Annotated in this window: 15 protein-coding genes; 2 read left to right on the forward strand and 13 right to left on the reverse strand. The window is 43.2% G+C overall.

The features are described from left to right. Positions 1 to 336: 336 nt before the first annotated feature. The 6 genes from G4D54_04575 to G4D54_04600 are packed head-to-tail and all read right to left on the reverse strand — an operon-like array spanning position 337 to position 7,147. Positions 337 to 756 carry a metal-dependent transcriptional regulator gene (locus tag G4D54_04575; protein QJA01748.1) on the reverse strand — a complete coding sequence of 140 codons (420 nt, stop codon included), beginning with the start codon at positions 754 to 756 and terminating at the stop codon, positions 337 to 339. An 11-nt stretch (positions 757 to 767) separates the two neighbouring features. Beyond that, entirely contained in the window at positions 768 to 2,510 is a 1,743-nt protein-coding gene (locus G4D54_04580) for an ABC transporter ATP-binding protein (protein ID QJA01749.1), read from the reverse strand. Further along, positions 2,507 to 4,321, reverse strand: coding sequence for an ABC transporter ATP-binding protein (locus G4D54_04585; GenBank protein ID QJA01750.1), 1,815 nt, complete (start codon positions 4,319 to 4,321; stop codon positions 2,507 to 2,509). Before G4D54_04585 ends, G4D54_04580 begins: the two co-directional genes overlap by 4 nt. Further along, a complete protein-coding gene (locus G4D54_04590; protein QJA01751.1) occupies positions 4,302 to 4,922 on the reverse strand; it encodes an MptD family putative ECF transporter S component in 621 nt (206 codons plus the stop codon). Before G4D54_04590 ends, G4D54_04585 begins: the two co-directional genes overlap by 20 nt. Before the next feature lies 1 nt (position 4,923). Further along, the gene (locus tag G4D54_04595; protein QJA01752.1) at positions 4,924 to 6,423 is read right to left on the reverse strand and encodes an ABC transporter ATP-binding protein; all 1,500 of its coding nucleotides are present in this window, start codon (positions 6,421 to 6,423) and stop codon (positions 4,924 to 4,926) included. A gap of 19 nt (positions 6,424 to 6,442) precedes the next feature. Further along, positions 6,443 to 7,147: an energy-coupling factor transporter transmembrane protein EcfT gene (locus tag G4D54_04600; protein QJA01753.1), complete on the reverse strand. Its 705-nt coding sequence runs from the start codon at positions 7,145 to 7,147 to the stop codon at positions 6,443 to 6,445. Between the two features lie 182 nt (positions 7,148 to 7,329). On the opposite strand from G4D54_04600, the gene G4D54_04605 reads away from it, so the two are divergent. Together G4D54_04605 and G4D54_04610 are read left to right on the forward strand one after the other, a co-directional pair. Then, positions 7,330 to 8,295, forward strand: coding sequence for a helix-turn-helix transcriptional regulator (locus tag G4D54_04605; protein ID QJA01754.1), 966 nt, complete (start codon positions 7,330 to 7,332; stop codon positions 8,293 to 8,295). Between the two features lie 382 nt (positions 8,296 to 8,677). After that, positions 8,678 to 9,037, forward strand: coding sequence for a helix-turn-helix domain-containing protein (locus tag G4D54_04610; protein QJA01755.1), 360 nt, complete (start codon positions 8,678 to 8,680; stop codon positions 9,035 to 9,037). A gap of 28 nt (positions 9,038 to 9,065) precedes the next feature. Here G4D54_04610 and G4D54_04615 read toward each other — a convergent pair whose 3' ends face one another. From G4D54_04615 to G4D54_04645, 7 genes are read right to left on the reverse strand one after another with little or no spacing between them, the layout of a single operon-like run. Further along, complete coding sequence (locus G4D54_04615; protein QJA01756.1) at positions 9,066 to 10,829, reverse strand: CHAP domain-containing protein; 1,764 nt, start codon at positions 10,827 to 10,829, stop codon at positions 9,066 to 9,068. A 33-nt stretch (positions 10,830 to 10,862) separates the two neighbouring features. Beyond that, positions 10,863 to 11,636 (reverse strand): class B sortase, encoded by a 774-nt coding sequence (gene srtB, locus G4D54_04620; GenBank protein QJA01757.1) that lies wholly within the window; start codon positions 11,634 to 11,636, stop codon positions 10,863 to 10,865. 14 nt (positions 11,637 to 11,650) lie between these two features. Continuing rightward, positions 11,651 to 12,055, reverse strand: coding sequence for a hypothetical protein (locus tag G4D54_04625; protein ID QJA01758.1), 405 nt, complete (start codon positions 12,053 to 12,055; stop codon positions 11,651 to 11,653). A gap of 13 nt (positions 12,056 to 12,068) precedes the next feature. Then, on the reverse strand, positions 12,069 to 14,402 hold the full coding sequence (locus tag G4D54_04630; protein ID QJA01759.1) for a DUF87 domain-containing protein: 2,334 nt from the start codon (positions 14,400 to 14,402) through the stop codon (positions 12,069 to 12,071). Further along, entirely contained in the window at positions 14,399 to 14,839 is a 441-nt protein-coding gene (locus tag G4D54_04635; GenBank protein QJA01760.1) for a PrgI family protein, read from the reverse strand. Before G4D54_04635 ends, G4D54_04630 begins: the two co-directional genes overlap by 4 nt. A 13-nt stretch (positions 14,840 to 14,852) precedes the next feature. Beyond that, positions 14,853 to 15,689 carry a hypothetical protein gene (locus G4D54_04640; protein ID QJA01761.1) on the reverse strand — a complete coding sequence of 279 codons (837 nt, stop codon included), beginning with the start codon at positions 15,687 to 15,689 and terminating at the stop codon, positions 14,853 to 14,855. After that, positions 15,682 to 16,254 (reverse strand): DNA methyltransferase, encoded by a 573-nt coding sequence (locus tag G4D54_04645; protein QJA05151.1) that lies wholly within the window; start codon positions 16,252 to 16,254, stop codon positions 15,682 to 15,684. The genes G4D54_04640 and G4D54_04645 overlap by 8 nt, the downstream gene beginning before the upstream one ends. Positions 16,255 to 16,347 lie beyond the last annotated feature (93 nt).

A 16,347-nucleotide genomic window follows, 5' to 3' on the forward strand; every position in this document is an offset into this window, starting at 1 on the left:
TACCGGAAGAAGGCTTGTCCTTTTTGCCGACAAATATCGACAAACAAAAAACCGCAAAGGCTGTTAAACCTTTGCGGCAGTGAGATAAATGAGAACTATGTTGTAGAGTTAAAACTTCTACATTAGGGGCGTGAGAGTGCCACCAACAGCAGAAGATTTTTTTGAGAGGCTATCCTCATTCCTGTATGAAATTATGTAGGTAGTTGCTGCTTTGGATAAGCAGCAGGGCGGCTGAAGCAGACCAGCACATAAAAAATCCCTCCAAACCCAAAACGGGTTCAGAGGGAAGATGTGTAATCAGGCATGATGAATCCGCCCACCGAAACACCGTTTTTTTTATTCGATGGGCTTATCCTTTATCGCTTTTGACAGGGCAGAAATCTCGCTTTCCTGATTTCTAAAGGCGGCCTTTTTCAACCGTTCAAAGCTTTCATTACTGATTACATGTTCTATACGGCAGGCATCGACTTCTGCAGTTTCAGGATCAACACCTGCTGCGATAAGCTGTTCCGTAAAGAAGCAATGACGTTCATAAATCTTTTCGGCAACCTCGCGGCCCACATCGGTCAAATGGAGAAGGTGATCTTCATCCATTGTGAGAAAGCCGCCGTCCCGCAGGGTTGCCACCGCATGGCACACGCTGGGCTTCGACACCTCCATGTGCCGGGCAACATCTACGGAGCGTACCATACCGAGTTTCTTTTGGAGAACAAGGATGGCCTCCAGATAGTCCTCCCCGGACGCATGAAGTTTCATAAATATTTCTCCTAATTGATTTGCCAACCGGCTGTAGTTAGCTGAATATCCCACAAATGTCGGTATAGACCATGATTATTCATCAATTCCTCATGTGTACCTATTTCTTTTACCTCACCCTGATCCAAGACAATGATCTGATCCGCGCGGGCAATCGTTTTCAATTTATGGGCAATCATTACCACAGTACGATCTTTCACGAGTTCCTCGATAGCCTGCTGAACCTCTACTTCATTCTCTGGGTCAAGGGAAGACGTTGCTTCATCCAATAGCAGTACAGGGGCATCTTTTAAAATTGCACGGGCGATAGAAATTCGCTGTTTCTCTCCACCTGATAACGTGGAGCCGCCCTCGCCAACCATTGTGTCATAGCCATCCGGCAGAGCCATGATGAAATCATGACAATGAGCTAGTTTTGCGGCTGCTTCAATTTCTTTCTGCGTGGCATTTTCCCGGCCATAGCGGATGTTGTTTCCAATGGTATCCTGGAACAAGTACACATCCTGAAAGACCACGGATATTTTAGACATCAGTTTTTCCGGGTCAACCGTCTTTTCATCAACACCTCCAAAGCGGACAACACCGTTTTGCGGATCATAGAACCGGGCAATCAGCCGGAGCATTGTACTTTTACCACTGCCAGAAGGCCCGACAATGGCAGTCATTGAGCCATATGGGAAAGAAGCACTCACATCATGCAAGACCATATCTTTTCCATATCCAAAATTCACATGCTCAAATTGAATATCGTGCTGAACTGGAACCTCTCCTTCGCCGGACATGATTGGTTCATCCATTAAATCTACAATACGTTGTCCGGCAGTTTTTTTATAAACAAAAACAGGAAGCTGTGTTATAGCACCTACCAACGGATCAAAAAGTCGTGTTCCAATAAATAGAAACATAACAAACGTAGTAATATTCAATGTCCCACCCATTAACAAATAAACACCTGCCATTGTAATAAAGGAAAGACCGGATTGCAAAAAAGAAACAGCTACTAAATAAAAAGGGCCGGACACGCATTCCAATTTAATACTTTCTTCTGTAAAGTGTTTGAATGCCTGCTCCAATTTTGTGAAATTAGAACCTCGCAGGTTGTATGCCTTAATTATTTTCATACCAGTGAGATATTCCTGCAAACGGTTTGTCTGTTCAATTCTTGCTTTCGTATGTGCCGCACCGCGGCGTTTATCAATCGTTTGTACACCCCAGATAATCAAGAAAGTCACAGGAAATCCTGCAAACATCGCTAACGCCAATCTCCAGTCAACGAATGACATACCAATAAATCCAAGAATTGCGGTAATTAAACCGCCAATCAATTGAGGTAAAACATGGGTTACGGCTTCTTCGATCTGTGCAAAGTCATTCATCATTGTATTTCCCATCTCACCTGAATCTTTGCTCATTAAGAAACCAAGTGGAAGCTTGCGAATATGTTCTGCAAGTTGTACCCGTCCTTTGGCACTGGCATCATAGCCATCGTGATAGGTTGCGTGGACAGCCTTTCGCTCAAAGAAATAAAGGACGATTGCAAAAACTGCCATGCCACCCCAAACCATCCAAAGGATGCGAACGTCTATATTATCTGATGTCCCACCGAAATACAGATAAATACTGCTTACAGCCAAGGTAAGTAATCCAAATGGAAATAGATTGACCAAATCAGCCAACACTGTCCACACCACGGGCTTTATAACTTTTTTCGGATTTCCTGCGGTAATACAATAAAGAGAACCTGCTTTTTTCACAGATGTGTCACCTCCTTTTTCGCTGTAATCTGCCAGTCGGATGAAACGGTATAGGCTTTCCACATGGCAGAATACGTTTCACTATTCTGCAAAAGAAATTCGTGCGCCCCTGCATTTTCGATCTGTCCGTTTTTTATAACCAGTATCTTATTCGCGTTCTTGATCGTAATAAGGCGATGAGCTATAATCAGCACTGTTTTATTTTTGATGAGTTCCTGCAGAGCCAACTGCATTTGAAACTCGTTTTCTGGATCAGCATAGGCGGTAGCTTCATCAAGAATCAGGATCGGAGCATTTTTCAAGATTGCTCTTGCCACAGAAACACGTTGTTCCTCGCCTCCCGATAAATAGACACCGCCCTCGCCAATTAAAGTGTCATATCCCTGCGGCAGCTTTTCTATAAACTCATGACATTGTGCCGCTTTTGCCGCAGTATACACTTCTTCTTTTGTTGCTCCAGGTTTTCCTATGGCGATATTGTTGTAAAGGGTATCAGAAAACAAGAAGGAATCCTGAAAAACAAAAGACATACTTGCCATTAAGTCTTCCGTTTTCATATCTCGAATATCCACACCGCCAATTTTGATTTGTCCAGTACCAACGTCCCAAAAGCGTGGAATAAGCTGTGCAATCGTGGATTTGCCAGAGCCGGATGGCCCCACAAGAGCGGTAATCTGGCCCTGCTCTGCACGAAAGCTCACATCTTTCAATACCAGAGCACTATCTTTTCCCTCATAGGAAAAAGATACGTGTTCAAAGGTAATCTCATATCCCTGCGGTTTTTTCCCATCTGTTGGCTCTTGGATTGGGATTTCACTCATGATTTCATCAATTCGCCTGACACCTTCTGTAATATTATTCATGCTGGAACCAAAGCTATTAAACTTGAATACTGGAGTGGAAATACCAGGAGCAAAAATCAAAAAGAATAAAAGGGTAATGGCAAAAGCCATATTTTGCGGATCGCCTGAGAAAAGGAATATCCCGATGGCAAAAATAAATGTCGCAAGGGATAAAACTAAAACTCTGAACAGGCAGTAAGTAGGCTCATAGTTATCTGCATATTTTGTGCTGAAATCCCGGTAACTCATAATGTCCTGATAAAACTTCCGAAAAGAATGAACCGTTTGTCCAAAGATTTTAATGGACGGCATACCGCGCACATACTGTACCGAGGATGTACTGATATTTTCCAAGGCGTCATAATATTCACTCAGACCTTCTTGGGCTTTCTTCCCAAACATCATGGAAAACTGTGCAGTAAATCCTATAATAATAGGAATGATACAGGCTAATGCCAGCCATGGATTAAGCCCAAACATAATAACTACCATAACAAGCAACAGAACGATTGTATTCACCATATCCGGTAATTGATGAGCGATGAACTTTTCAATTTGTTCTACATCCTGTTCGGCAATCTGTTTTACTTTGCCGATAGCATTTCTATTAAACCATCCCAATGGAAGTTCACTGATATGATTTGATAACCGCACACGGATTCCATAAAGGGTGCGATAGGCTGCTGTATGACCCAACATACCTCCAAAATACATAAAAGCATAGGCAAGCAGTAGGCCAAGAATTCCTTTTACGGCCCATGACAACATAAAACTCGTATCAGCTTTAGAAAAATCAGCTGCATTTTGAAGCAGCTCTGCCATAATGTTGTATACCGCCCAAAAAGGAATTATCTGAAAAAACACACTTAAAGTTGAAAGAATACACCCCCAAACCAGTAAGCTTTTTTTCTCACCGGCAAGCTCCAAAAGACGTGGAATTCCACTTTTTTTATTTTGTGTTTTTTCCATTTGTCCTTCCTCCTTGATTATCCAGCCGTTTTACAACAATCTTTCTTCCCCATAAGTAACCGAGTATTGCACAGATCAAAGTCATGACAGTAAGAACAATAGCAAGTGGTGTACTAAGCAGTTCAATAGCCTTCATTCCAACGTCGCTTGTGAAACTTCCCTCATAAAGTTCTTTGAAGGCTTCTTTCATGTAACAAAGAGGAATATATTCTCCTAATGCCAAACCAACCATGGGCAGAGAGATTCCAGCTGCTTTCGCTTTAGTGCTTTTTTTGCCTGCTGTATCATAAATAATTTCTCCAAGAAGACCTCCGATAGATGTGCAAATAAACAACATCCCGTAGGGAACCATTGTAAATAAGCAGAGACCAAAGATAAAAGACGGAATAAAAATTCCACCTCGAGTATTCATTTTAGAAAGCAATACGACATAGATTACCGATCCTGCAACAGCAAGTATACAAGGAAGTATTACTAAGATTGGTGGGAAAAAACCAATCGTACACGCAATTATCCAGCCCACTGCAATCCACAGGGCGGTAAATATGCCTATACGGATAAGGTCACGAATTTTTTTACTTTCTTTGGGTTTATTAGCCATATTAAAATTCCTCCAATTCAAATAATTTTGATAAGATAGATGGGTGATATTGATCCGGCCTAATCCAATTTATGGAATGATCGTCCTGAACAATAAGAAGGGAAGAAAACAGTGAGGCAGCAAACTCATAGTCATGAGTGATAATAAATGCCACGCATCCCTTTTCGGCCTGCGCTTTAATTGTTTCCCGCACAAGTTGCATATTTTCTGCATCAAGCCCGCTGGTAGGTTCATCAAAATATAAAAAAGGCATGTCACACATACAGGATAATGCGATTGACAATCGTTGTTTTTGCCCACCGGAAAGTGTTGATGGATGAGCATCTGCATAAATTCCCAGGCTAAAACTTTTAAGAATTTCTTTTGCTTTTTTCGGTGCATCCAATTCTTTTTCATGCCCGGAAAGCATTTCTTCCAAAACACTTCCTGCAAAAAACTGATAATCTACATCCTGCATAACATAAAAGGATTTTTTTCTTCTCTGTTGTCGTGAGGCATATCTGCCACACAAATTGATTTTTCCGCTCTGCGGTTTTTCAAGACCCATGAGGACTCGAATCAACGTAGATTTACCTGTTCCATTTTTTCCGACTATACCGACAATATCTCCACTTACAGCAGAAAAGGAAACATTGCTCCACAAAGGCTGCTCCCGCGGATATTTAAAGGATAAATTTTCAGCCCGAATAGATACCGGGGCATGATCTGTTTTGGAAACAGTACCGGAAGACGGTTCTATCTGTTTTAAATCAAGTTGTCGCAGGCCATTTGCAGTAAGGCAATCATTGGAACAATGGATAATCTCACTGCTATCAAGTATTTTTTGAATCCTTCCATTTTGAAGAATCACCATACGATCTGCCAGGTTCCGTAAATAATATAATTTGTGTTCCGATACAACAATCGTACATCCTTGTTCCTTTAGCTTCTTAAGAAGCTGTCGTAGCTGTTCCGTGCCAGCCCAGTCGAGATTTGCGGAAGGTTCGTCAAGCACATATACATTTACTCCGGCGGTATAGACAGAGGCTACCGCAACTTTTTGTTTTTCTCCACTGGAAAGCTGGAAAATACTCTTTTTTAAGAGGTTTTCGATATGTAGTCCTTTCACCGTTCTATTTACTCTGTTTTGAATTTCCTGCGTTGAGATACCTAAATTTTCACTAGGAAACGGTAATTCCGTCTTTACGTGGAGGGTAAAAAACTGAGAACGAGGATCTTGAAAAACACTTCCTACAAAAGCAGAGTAGTCTCCGGTTTCGTGTTCAGAAATATCCATGCCGCATACCTGACACTTTCCACTCAACTTTCCTTCAAAAAAATCTGGAATTAGACCATTTATACATCTGGTTAAAGTTGTTTTTCCGCATCCGCTTGGGCCGGTCAATACAATGAATTCTCCTTCATGTACCGTAAGATTGATATCATATACTCCAAAGCGCTCGCTTTCATTGTAAGTAAAACTAAACCTATCAAACGAGATTTTTTCTTTTGCTTTTTCCATGTCGCAGTCACCTCCAATATTAAGTCAAGAAATTTAAAAAGAACAATGCGACGGTAACAACTGTCATACCTGATAGATACAGATAATCTTCTTTTGTAAAACGAACATCTGTACAGCATGTTCGTTTCCTTCCTATACTCAGCCCTTTGCACAAAGAAGCAGCAGAAAGTTCTTCTGAAATTTTTTCACTTCGGAAAAGTAAAGGAACCATGTAATTTTCCAATGTTCTTATTAAACACTTTAAATTTGAGAAAGAAAGATTCAACCCTCTTATTTTTAAACTCTCGTTAATATAATGAATTTCCTGAATAATTGTTGGAACATATCGGTACACAATCATTAACGGAATAGAAAGAGATTTTGAAATGTGAATCCGATCCAAAACATATAACAGTTCATTCATTGGAGCTTTATCTACCAGCAGCCTGAGAAGCAGATAAATGGGATATACTTTAATCATCATCATCAAAAACGGCGGGAAGATTATAGATAGAATTGGGATGTTTATTGTTGTAAATCCCCAAATCATTCCCCACATTATTACGTATATAAGAAATCGTTTTACAAAAACTTTTATCCCATACCAATAGGAAAGCAAAGAATCAATTACAAAAAACAATGCAATTATGGCGTATATGCTGTGAAAGCCAAACTCTAAAATACTGGCGATAACAATTTGCAAAATCAAAATCCGTGCATCTGGTTTAGATGCTTTAAAAGACATCGCGTTCGGCCCTCCTTTCCTCTTTATTGCACAAAACACCTAGGTGTGATACAATGGGTTAGACACTACTAACCCATTTACATTATATATTTGGCTCTAAAAACGAACAATAGATTTTACAAATCAAAGACTTTAAGCCGTATTCTTTCGACGAATCGGCGTATTTTTTCGAGGTGATTGCATTGAATGATGTTAAAAAACTTTATGAACAAATGTTACCTGATGGCGGCTTCATTTTAGACCATGAACGCTCTATCATTGAGGAAAATCAATATTGTTATGCGCTTTCATCAGAGAGAGGTGAAGGCTACTTTTGGTATTATTTTTATGAAGATATGTTTGTGATAGAGAAGCAGGATTTCTTTTTTTATGATGAGTTCTTTTTGGAGTCTCCAGAACCCGATTTTATATCTGTCCAGTATTTCTTTTCGGTGTCTGGAGAGGAATTTCATCCTTATCGCCAGTTATCACCAAACAGCTTAAGAGTGTATGTTGGGGGAAACGGAAAGACGTTTCAGGCGGTATATCACAAAAATATTCCTATTCGTTCGATAAGTATTAGTATCATGCCGGATTTTTATAACAACTACTTAAAAGAAAAATTAGGCGGAGAATACATCGATCCACGTAACGCGTTCAAGGGGTTGAGCCTCGGTGTGGATTTTCCTCAGCTCGTTGCGCTGCTGAAACAGATTCAGTCGTATTCTGGTAATGGTGCATCTGCGAAACTCTTTTATGAAGGCAAAGTTTTAGAAACACTTGCCTTAATACTTGAACGAGCACAGCAGAATCAAAAACAAAGCCAGAAAATTCCCATTACTAAGAAAGATGAGGAAAACTTACAAGCTGTCGCAGATTATATTGACCATCATTTTGAATTTTCCATTTCTGTAGATCAGCTTTGCAAAATTGCTTATATGGGGAACACAAAACTCAAAACCAAATTCAAAGAGTATTTTGGCTGTAATATAACAGACTATATTATTCGCAAAAGAATTGACCAGGCACAGCACCTGCTGATTGTTACAGAATTAAGCATTGCTGAAATAGCACAAGCAGTAGGGTATGAACGTCCAGAGAGCTTTGCAAAACAATTTCACCGTATAACTGGGTTACTTCCGAGAGAATATCGAAAATTAGTAAAATAACATCTTTTCATTTCCAAAATGCTTATTTTAGAAATTGCATCACAGGTTGGATATACTAAACAAGGTAAATTTGCAGAAGTGTTTCGATAACGGTTTCAAATGAATCCATTAGAATATAGATGCTCTAAAATGTTAGAAAAATTTTAAATTAAACATCATATTTTTATTAGATGGTTAAAATCAACAGATGAAAAATGCTAGGGATTTTGTTCGGAAAAGAAATCACTTTAATTCATGAAAAAGAACATTGAGAATCTGAAATTTTATCTCTATATATAAGATATAAAATCTCTTATTGCAGGAAATTTCACATCGTTTCATAAGAACTCTGACCTCTGTACAATATAAAAGTAACATTATATTGCTACAAGGTGGTGAGCTTATGGACGAAAGAAACAACGATTTTGACTTTGATTTTATGCCCATTGGACAGGCGATCAAAAAAGCCCGTGAAGCCAGAGGAATGACCAGGGAGCAGCTTGCCGGGATTATTGGATATGCTCCACGACATATTCAGTCCATTGAGAACGAGGGACAACATCCCAGTATTGAGCTGTTTATTCAGCTGATTACCACGTTTGATGTGTCTGTTGATGAATACATATTTCCTGAAAAAGAAGTTAAGAAAAGTTCCGTCCGCAGACGCTTAGACGCACAGCTCGACAAACTCAATGATAGAGAACTGTCTGTCATAGAAGCAACTGTAAACGGGTTATGTATGGCAAAAGAGCCAGAGGAATAAAAATCCTCTGGTTTTCTTTTGCTGATTTTTAATAGGCTGGAACACCGTATCCATAGATGGAGCTGCTTCCAACGGTATATTGTCTTTGTTTTACCGCATCGCCGGAATTTCCTTCTACGGTGTAGACAACTCCGTTTTCGCATTTCTCTACAATACCTACATGGTCGGTTGAACCATCGCCTTCCCAATCGAAGAAAATAATATCTCCCGCCGTAGGCTCATAGTTTCTGTCCTGCCATTGGTTCCGTTCTTTAAACCAGTTTGCACCGCTGACGCATCCTGCAAACTTCGGAATAAAACCACCTTCGATATAGCCGCATTGTTCTGCACACCACGAAACAAAGCAGGCACACCATTCCACCCGGCTGTTGAAGCCATACCAAGACCAGTAGGGCTGACCACCTTCATTGCCAAGCTGCGTCAGAGCAACTTCTACAATCGCCTGATTTCCACCGCCGGTAAATGCCCGTCCGAAAGGATAATAGCGCAGTACATGAGAAACATACTGGGTATCGCCATAGCTGTCCCATCCCAATCGCTCTGCCTGTATCGTGGAAAATTCAACCGCATTGGCATAAGTGTAGCCGCCATAATTGGTCTGCGCCCATGTGATATAGCCATTTCCAAAGTTATATCCCTGCAGGGCCAGTTTGATCCGATCCATGTCCACGGGATTTTCCACTTGTGCCGCATTCAGACAGGCAGCTAAATTCTGGATGCCGACATTGATGGAATATTCCGGGTCTGTAATGCCATTTGGTGTATTTGGGTACTGTGTGTTATACCCACATTCCGATGCCTGCATGGGGTCATTTCCCCGTCCTCCAGACTCCTGCATCATGACCGCCTTGATAAGCTCTACATATTCAGGAATCCCATGCTGCTTAGCATATTTCTGGATCAGCGGTTCATAAGCTTCTACCTCGGCACTGACCGGAGTATAAGAAGTGCTTTCACTGCCGCCGCCAAACAGGGAGATCGCACAACCAAGCAATACCACGATCAGAATAATCACTATTGCGATCCAGCCGCCTGCAACAATCGCTGCTATCAATGCTTTTGTTCCTGCAATGATCGCTTTGACAGCCGCTATGGTGGCTTTGACGGTTGTTTTAGCCGCCGCTGCAGATGCCTTTGCGGATGCTCTTGCCGCCTGCGCTGCTTTCTGTGCGGTTTTGGCAGAAGCCTTTGCCGCTGCCTGTGCGGTTTTGGTAGCCTGCTGTGTGGTCTTAATGGCCGCTTTGGAAGTCACCTGTGCTGTTTTTACGCTTCTTTCGGTTGTTTTTACAGAGCCTTTTGCCGCTGTCTTGACGGTTTTTCCTGCACTTCTGGCAGACTGCTTAATCGTTCTTTTGGTATCTGTTGATGTTTTTATGGTCTGGACAGAAGCATCCGAAACAGGAGAACGGCCTGCAGTTCCACGATGGATCTGCAAGCCGTTCTGTCCAGACACATTCCTTGCTGACCTCTGTTCAGCAGCTTTGGCAGCCCGCTTCTGCTTAAAATCAGCCATTTTGTCCTTTGCCTTAACGACAGTTTCTTTGGTGGTCTTAACGCCTTTTTGCCCTTGCTTATTGAACTGGTGGATACCCTCATCTTTTACCCGGTCAGAAGCATAGGAGATCTTATCCGCAGCATATTCCGTAGCAGAACCTTCGTTGGCGTAATATCCTTCTTCCGCTTTCTCCTTTGTCTTTGCATAGGCAGCTTTCATACGCTCTGAAGCAACGGCGGCTTTATCTATGGTCTTAATCGTACCTTTGACTGCATCCCTGGTTTTAATATCTGCCATAGAAGCCCTCCTTTCTTAGAAGCTGTACCTTACTCATGCAGTCCTTTTTGCTACCACAACAAGCCTGCCATTTGTAGCCGAATACTCACAGGTAGAAAGGGTAATCAGCCTGTCGCCATAGTCTGCGGTAACACCCGTATCGTATAGGGCAAGCTCTTTACACGTTTTGATATAGGCATCAAATTCTTCCTCATTCTCGGCATTCACAAAATAATAATAGCGGTAACCGCTGGAGCTGTAAGCGACCGTCTTAAATACAGCAACGATCTCATACTCTGCCTGCTCTGTCAGGGTATCAAACTGAATGGTTTTGTGTTCCTCATAAAAGCTCTTGGATTTATAATCCTCCAAAGCTCCAAACATGCGGTTTCCGCTGATGTGGTGTCCGTAAATGATGAGATTGTCACTGGTAAGCAAATCACAGTTTTCCTGAATATACGGAGTACCTAAATCACTGTACTGCTTCTCAAAGTTGTGTTTGAGATAGTAATTCGGTTCATCCTTCGTCTGCATAACAGGGTAGTTAATAGACGTGCCGGAAATGGAAATCCAGCCCACCATATCTTCATTCTGCAAATACAGCTCCTTGTACTTGGACAGGACATCTTGGCCTTCGCTGACGGGGACATCATCAGGAACCGGTTCTTCATCGGGAGCCTGTGCCACCACTTCCGCAATCTCGTCAAATACTTCCGTCTGTTCGTCCAGCTGTTCATAGTGATCATAGATGTGGTAAATAGAAAATGCCGCCGTACCTAAAAGGCACACGGCGGCAACCAGGCAGATTATAGATTGATACTTTTTCATGGGCTTCTCCTTTCTTAGCGTAACCGTTCATTTTGTTTTCTGGATGCAGGAAGATCCCTGCAATATTCGGGATACCTGACCTTGATGCCCTCCATGAAGTAGGGGGCAAATTCACAGCAGAACAGATCTTCCGGTGTAAAAGACTGAGGGCTGTCCATATCGGTGTAACCGTTCCAGAGGTTAAAGGCAAGGCGGCAGACCCTAACAGTTCCGCTTGTCTGCCATCCGCCGTGCATCCCATCCGGCTCGATACAGTCATTCTTAAAGTCAAACATCTGGTTGATATTTGCCCTGGTTTCTGAAGCAATCCCCATGACATAGAAAAATGCCCGGTGATAGCAGTCGTTGACTCTGCACTTGTTCATGTTTTCAAGGAAAAAATCTCTGTGAGCTGTTCCGTTAAAGCGTATCTCTGACATAACTTCTCCTTTCTTAAACCTCTCCGAACTTGGTCGTCATCAGTTTATACAGTTCCGTATTATGCGGGAATTTGTTGACAAACGGTACAAGGGAACTGCCTACCTTTAAAAGTCCCTGGCCTGCGCCTACATTGGTGATATAGCCCATCTGAAGGTCAGAGATATTCAAAAGTTTGGCAAGCTCGATTCTGTCCGTAGACGCCTGATTGAGCATGATGATAAATTCAGAGTTGGCAAGCATTGTCCTTGCGGTATGGCTCTGCAAAAGGTCATCCACATTCTGTGTGATACCGGTACAGTACGCACCATATTTACGCACACGCTTCCAGAGGGTAAAGAGGAAGTTTGCTGAGTATTCATGCTGGAACAGCAGATAGATTTCATCAATGAAAATGAACGTGTTCCTGCCTTTGGCTCTGTTCTGCGTAATGCGGTTTAGAATACTGTCCAGAACAACCAGCATACCGATCGGCTGTAACTGTTTGCCCAGATCCAGAATGTCATAGCAGATCAGACGGCTGTGGGTATCCACATTGGTGTTCTTGGCAAAGGTGTTCAGGCTGCCATCGGTAAACAACTCAATGGCAAGGGCGATTTCCTGTGCCTCCGGCTCATTCTGTTTGAGCAGTTCTTCACGGAAGTCCTGTAAAGTAGGCGGGACACCCTGATAATTTCCCTGCTGATAGTGGCGGTAAACACTGGCCGTACAGCGGTCGATAATGGATTTCTGTTTTGCCCCCAGACTTGCACCGCCAATGAGCTGTTCACAGAGAGACAAAATAAACTCCGATTTCAGAATGACCGGGTTTGCGCCGTCACCATAATCGGAGTTCATATCCATTGCATTGATGTGGTTTTCACTGGTCGCAGAAATGTGGATGACTTCGCCCTGCATGGCTTTTACCAGTGGAGAATATTCCCGTTCAGGGTCGATAATAATAACATCCGCATTGGGGTCTGTGAGGATGATATTGGTCATTTCTTCTTTTGCCGTAAAGGATTTACCGGCACCAGACACACCGAGAATAAAGGAGTTTCCGTTGAGCAGGTGGCGGCGGTTGGCAATAATCATGTTCTTGCTGATCACATTCTGCCCGTAATATACACCGTCCTTGTGGTAGATCTCCTGCACCCGGAACGGGATAAATACGGCAAGGCTTTCCGTTGTCAGCGTGCGCAGGGCATCGATCTTACGCACACCAAACGGCAGCGCCGTGTTCAGTCCGTCCATCTGCTGATATTTCAGCACCGCAAACTGACACAAATGCTTTCTTGCAGTGGTCAGCAGGGCTTCCGTGTCGCTGTCCAGCTGCTCTTTGGTTTCAGCAGTATGCACCAGTGTCAGCACCGCAAACATCATCCGCTGGTCACGGGTTGTCAGGTCGTCCAGAAATTCCTTACTTTCCTTGCGCTGCTGCTCAAGGTCATAAGGAACAACTGCGGAGAAGTTATTATTTTGATTCTGTTTTCTCTGCCAGTTCGTAATATTGGTTTCAACACCGAGCAGTCGGTTTTCCACTTCCCGCACGGCTTCATCCGTGGGAACCGGGACAACATCAATGGACAGCATCATGTTTCGGTTCAGCTCACAAAGCTCCGCTACCATGCTGTCTTTGATATAAGCAGCGTATTCTCTCAGGAAGATCACACGCCCGTATCGGTCGCCCATACGGAAGCAGTCCTTTTCAAACTCAAAGGTGTCCGGGCAGATGAAGTCCTTAAAATCATGGCCTTTGCGCATACTCTGTACCATATCAAAGGTAAAGGCGGTTTCTTCTCCGGTACGGTAGAAGTCGTGGAAGATACGGAGTTTTTCTTCCGCTTCCAGTTCTACGCATCGTGCGCCCAGGCGGGAAAAATGAGTGACAAGGTCGGCACCCACACGGGCAAAATAGTTCCGTGCTTCTTCGATATTTTTCTTGCACACAGAAATGGTCACATATTTGTCCTGCACAATAGAGTTTGCTCCCGTTGCCTTATCCAGCAGCATCTTGTTGTACTCCTTACGGTACTTATCCAGACCGTCCTCCGCCATGGGGATCAGGATGGTCTGCTCAAAATCCACCCGGTTCAGACGGCGGTTGTTGATGGTGAGTTTTGTGGTAGCGCCGCTGTCAAAAGCATTGAGCAGTTCAGAGTATTCCAGAAACATAGCTTCCTTGTCCTCACGGCTGGCCACGGCATAATTGATGTCCTCAAATTTAAAGGTCTTTGCGTATTTATTCCTGCCCACAAGGAAAATGCCATCTTCCCAGATGGTGTAAATGGGGATGATATTCTGTACCGACTTTGGCACCACAAATTTTTCCTTATCCTGCTTGAACAGGGTTCTCAGTGTTTTGATCATGCTGCGCCTCCTTTATTCTTTTTCGTTTTCTTCTTATCCTGTTTTTTCTCCTTTCGCTCTTTTCGTCTCTGTTTCTTAGGAACGACAGGAAGTCCTTTTTCTCTGGCTTCGATGTTGGACTTCATGGCTTCGTAATAAAGATTGTCTGGCCGGAACATCAGTTTCTTGGGCATCAGAAATTCGGATTTAAACCATGCCCAGACAAACTGTTCTGCGGTCATGCCGTTATATTTGATAAAGCCCATCGCCGCAAAGGGCAAGGCCCCTAAAATACATACCCAGCTAAGGGTTTCCATGCCAAAGTACGGACGGAGAAGAAAATACAAGCCTACCGCAACACCGCAGGCAAGGACAGAAAAAATGAACTGCCTTAATGACAGTCCAAAAAACATGCTTTCCGTATAGTTACGGATTTCTTTATTGATCTTTACTTCCAAATGGATACCTCCTTTATAAGCCCATCATTTCCCGTACAACACGGTCAGCCATTTTGATCGCACCGACTAAGACGAGCATATTAAATACCAGTTCCCCGATGTAGCTCCATACCATAGATACTGCTGCCGCATCCGGGTTGACTGCCGGTGGCGCCGCTGCAAACAGGGAAAAGATGATGCAGGCAAGCACAATGATCGCTCCTTCCAGGCAGACAGCGGCATAGCTTTTGATAAAGCTCTTGCCAATACTCTGACTCGGTTCCCCTGCAAAAGTGGAAAGAGGGATGGGAGCAATCGCCGTATAGAGATACAGTTTAAAAAATCTGCCATAGACAGACATAATCATAATGAACGACAGTATCGTAATGAACAGACCGCCGATCAATGTGACTGCCCAGAGGGGAATACTCTCAAAAAAGCCACAGTCCTCAACGGCTGTGACGATTTCCTGCGGCAGTACCGTTTGTGTGGCAGAGCCAAATCCAGCGGCATTCATAATCGTGGAAACCACACCCTGAACGATGTTAAAGAGAGCCATCATCAGCTCTAAGCCATAGGTGACGACTCCTTTTGCAAGGGCGAAACGGATAAACAGCTTCAAAGCATGTTCCGGCTTTTTGACTTCTGCAAAATTGCCGCAGGTACGCATGACACCAACGACAAAGAACAGCACCAGCAGGGCAAGCCCGATTGCCTGCAGTGCGCCGTGGATATTCAGGATAACAGACCATATCGTACCGCCTTTGAACTGCTCCGGTGACTGGGTAATAAGCTGCCATATCTCGGCTAACTTTTCATTCCATGTGTTCAGGGCATTTTCAAGATTCTGTACGACCCAGTTATCAGACACATAAACCACCTCCTGTTTTCTCTGCATAACTGCTGATTTCAACATCACTTACAACCTCGTTGCCCCACACATCCCAACCATCTGTTTTTTGGCGGGCAAACAATTCCAATCGCGGCAGGTCGCCCATCAGCGCAACGATTTTCTCTCGGACTTCATCCGGTTTCTGACTATGCTCACGCAAAGGGCTGATAATAAACTGATGGATACGGTTTGATTGTCTGTGAGGTTTTCCTTTTGTGGCGAGCAGGCAGATTTCCGCATTTCCTCTTGTCCAAAATCCAAGACCGAAGAACCATCCTTTTCCACTTTTGTTCTGTTTTAGCCAAACAAATGCAACTGTTTTATATTGAAAGCCCCATGCTTTTATTACCTTTAAGGCTTCGGGTAATTGAGGAAATGTCGCCCATAAAAACAGGACACAATGTTGATCGGCTACTTCTGCAACTTTCAGCTTACAGATTTCTTCGATACTCATGGTGCGGTAATGATGTTCTGCTGCTCCAGAAAGATTTTTCTGGTTGTAGTGCCACGGCGGATCGGCGTAAATGATGCCATATTTTTTTATATTCTCGATAGATTCAACCACCTTTCTTGTCATAAAACAGACAGTGGGAGCATTTCTGCCGCAGCAGATCTGCTCCCACTGCCTTGTTTCGCC

Source organism: [Clostridium] innocuum, assembly GCA_012317185.1.
GTDB classification, from domain to species: domain Bacteria; phylum Bacillota_I; class Bacilli_A; order Erysipelotrichales; family Erysipelotrichaceae; genus Clostridium_AQ; species Clostridium_AQ innocuum.

Bases quoted from the DNA above. Each gene is read 5' to 3' on its own strand.
- G4D54_04630 (QJA01759.1), bottom strand. From the start codon at position 14,402: ATGATCAAAACACTGAGAACCCTGTTCAAGCAGGATAAGGAAAAATTT.
- srtB (QJA01757.1), bottom strand. From the start codon at position 11,636: ATGAAAAAGTATCAATCTATAATCTGCCTGGTTGCCGCCGTGTGCCTT.
- G4D54_04590 (QJA01751.1), bottom strand. From the start codon at position 4,922: ATGGCTAATAAACCCAAAGAAAGTAAAAAAATTCGTGACCTTATCCGT.
- G4D54_04585 (QJA01750.1), bottom strand. From the start codon at position 4,321: ATGGAAAAAACACAAAATAAAAAAAGTGGAATTCCACGTCTTTTGGAG.
- G4D54_04595 (QJA01752.1), bottom strand. From the start codon at position 6,423: ATGGAAAAAGCAAAAGAAAAAATCTCGTTTGATAGGTTTAGTTTTACT.
- G4D54_04615 (QJA01756.1), bottom strand. From the start codon at position 10,829: ATGGCAGATATTAAAACCAGGGATGCAGTCAAAGGTACGATTAAGACC.
- G4D54_04575 (QJA01748.1), bottom strand. From the start codon at position 756: ATGAAACTTCATGCGTCCGGGGAGGACTATCTGGAGGCCATCCTTGTT.
- G4D54_04600 (QJA01753.1), bottom strand. From the start codon at position 7,147: ATGTCTTTTAAAGCATCTAAACCAGATGCACGGATTTTGATTTTGCAA.
- G4D54_04625 (QJA01758.1), bottom strand. From the start codon at position 12,055: ATGTCAGAGATACGCTTTAACGGAACAGCTCACAGAGATTTTTTCCTT.
- G4D54_04610 (QJA01755.1), top strand. From the start codon at position 8,678: ATGGACGAAAGAAACAACGATTTTGACTTTGATTTTATGCCCATTGGA.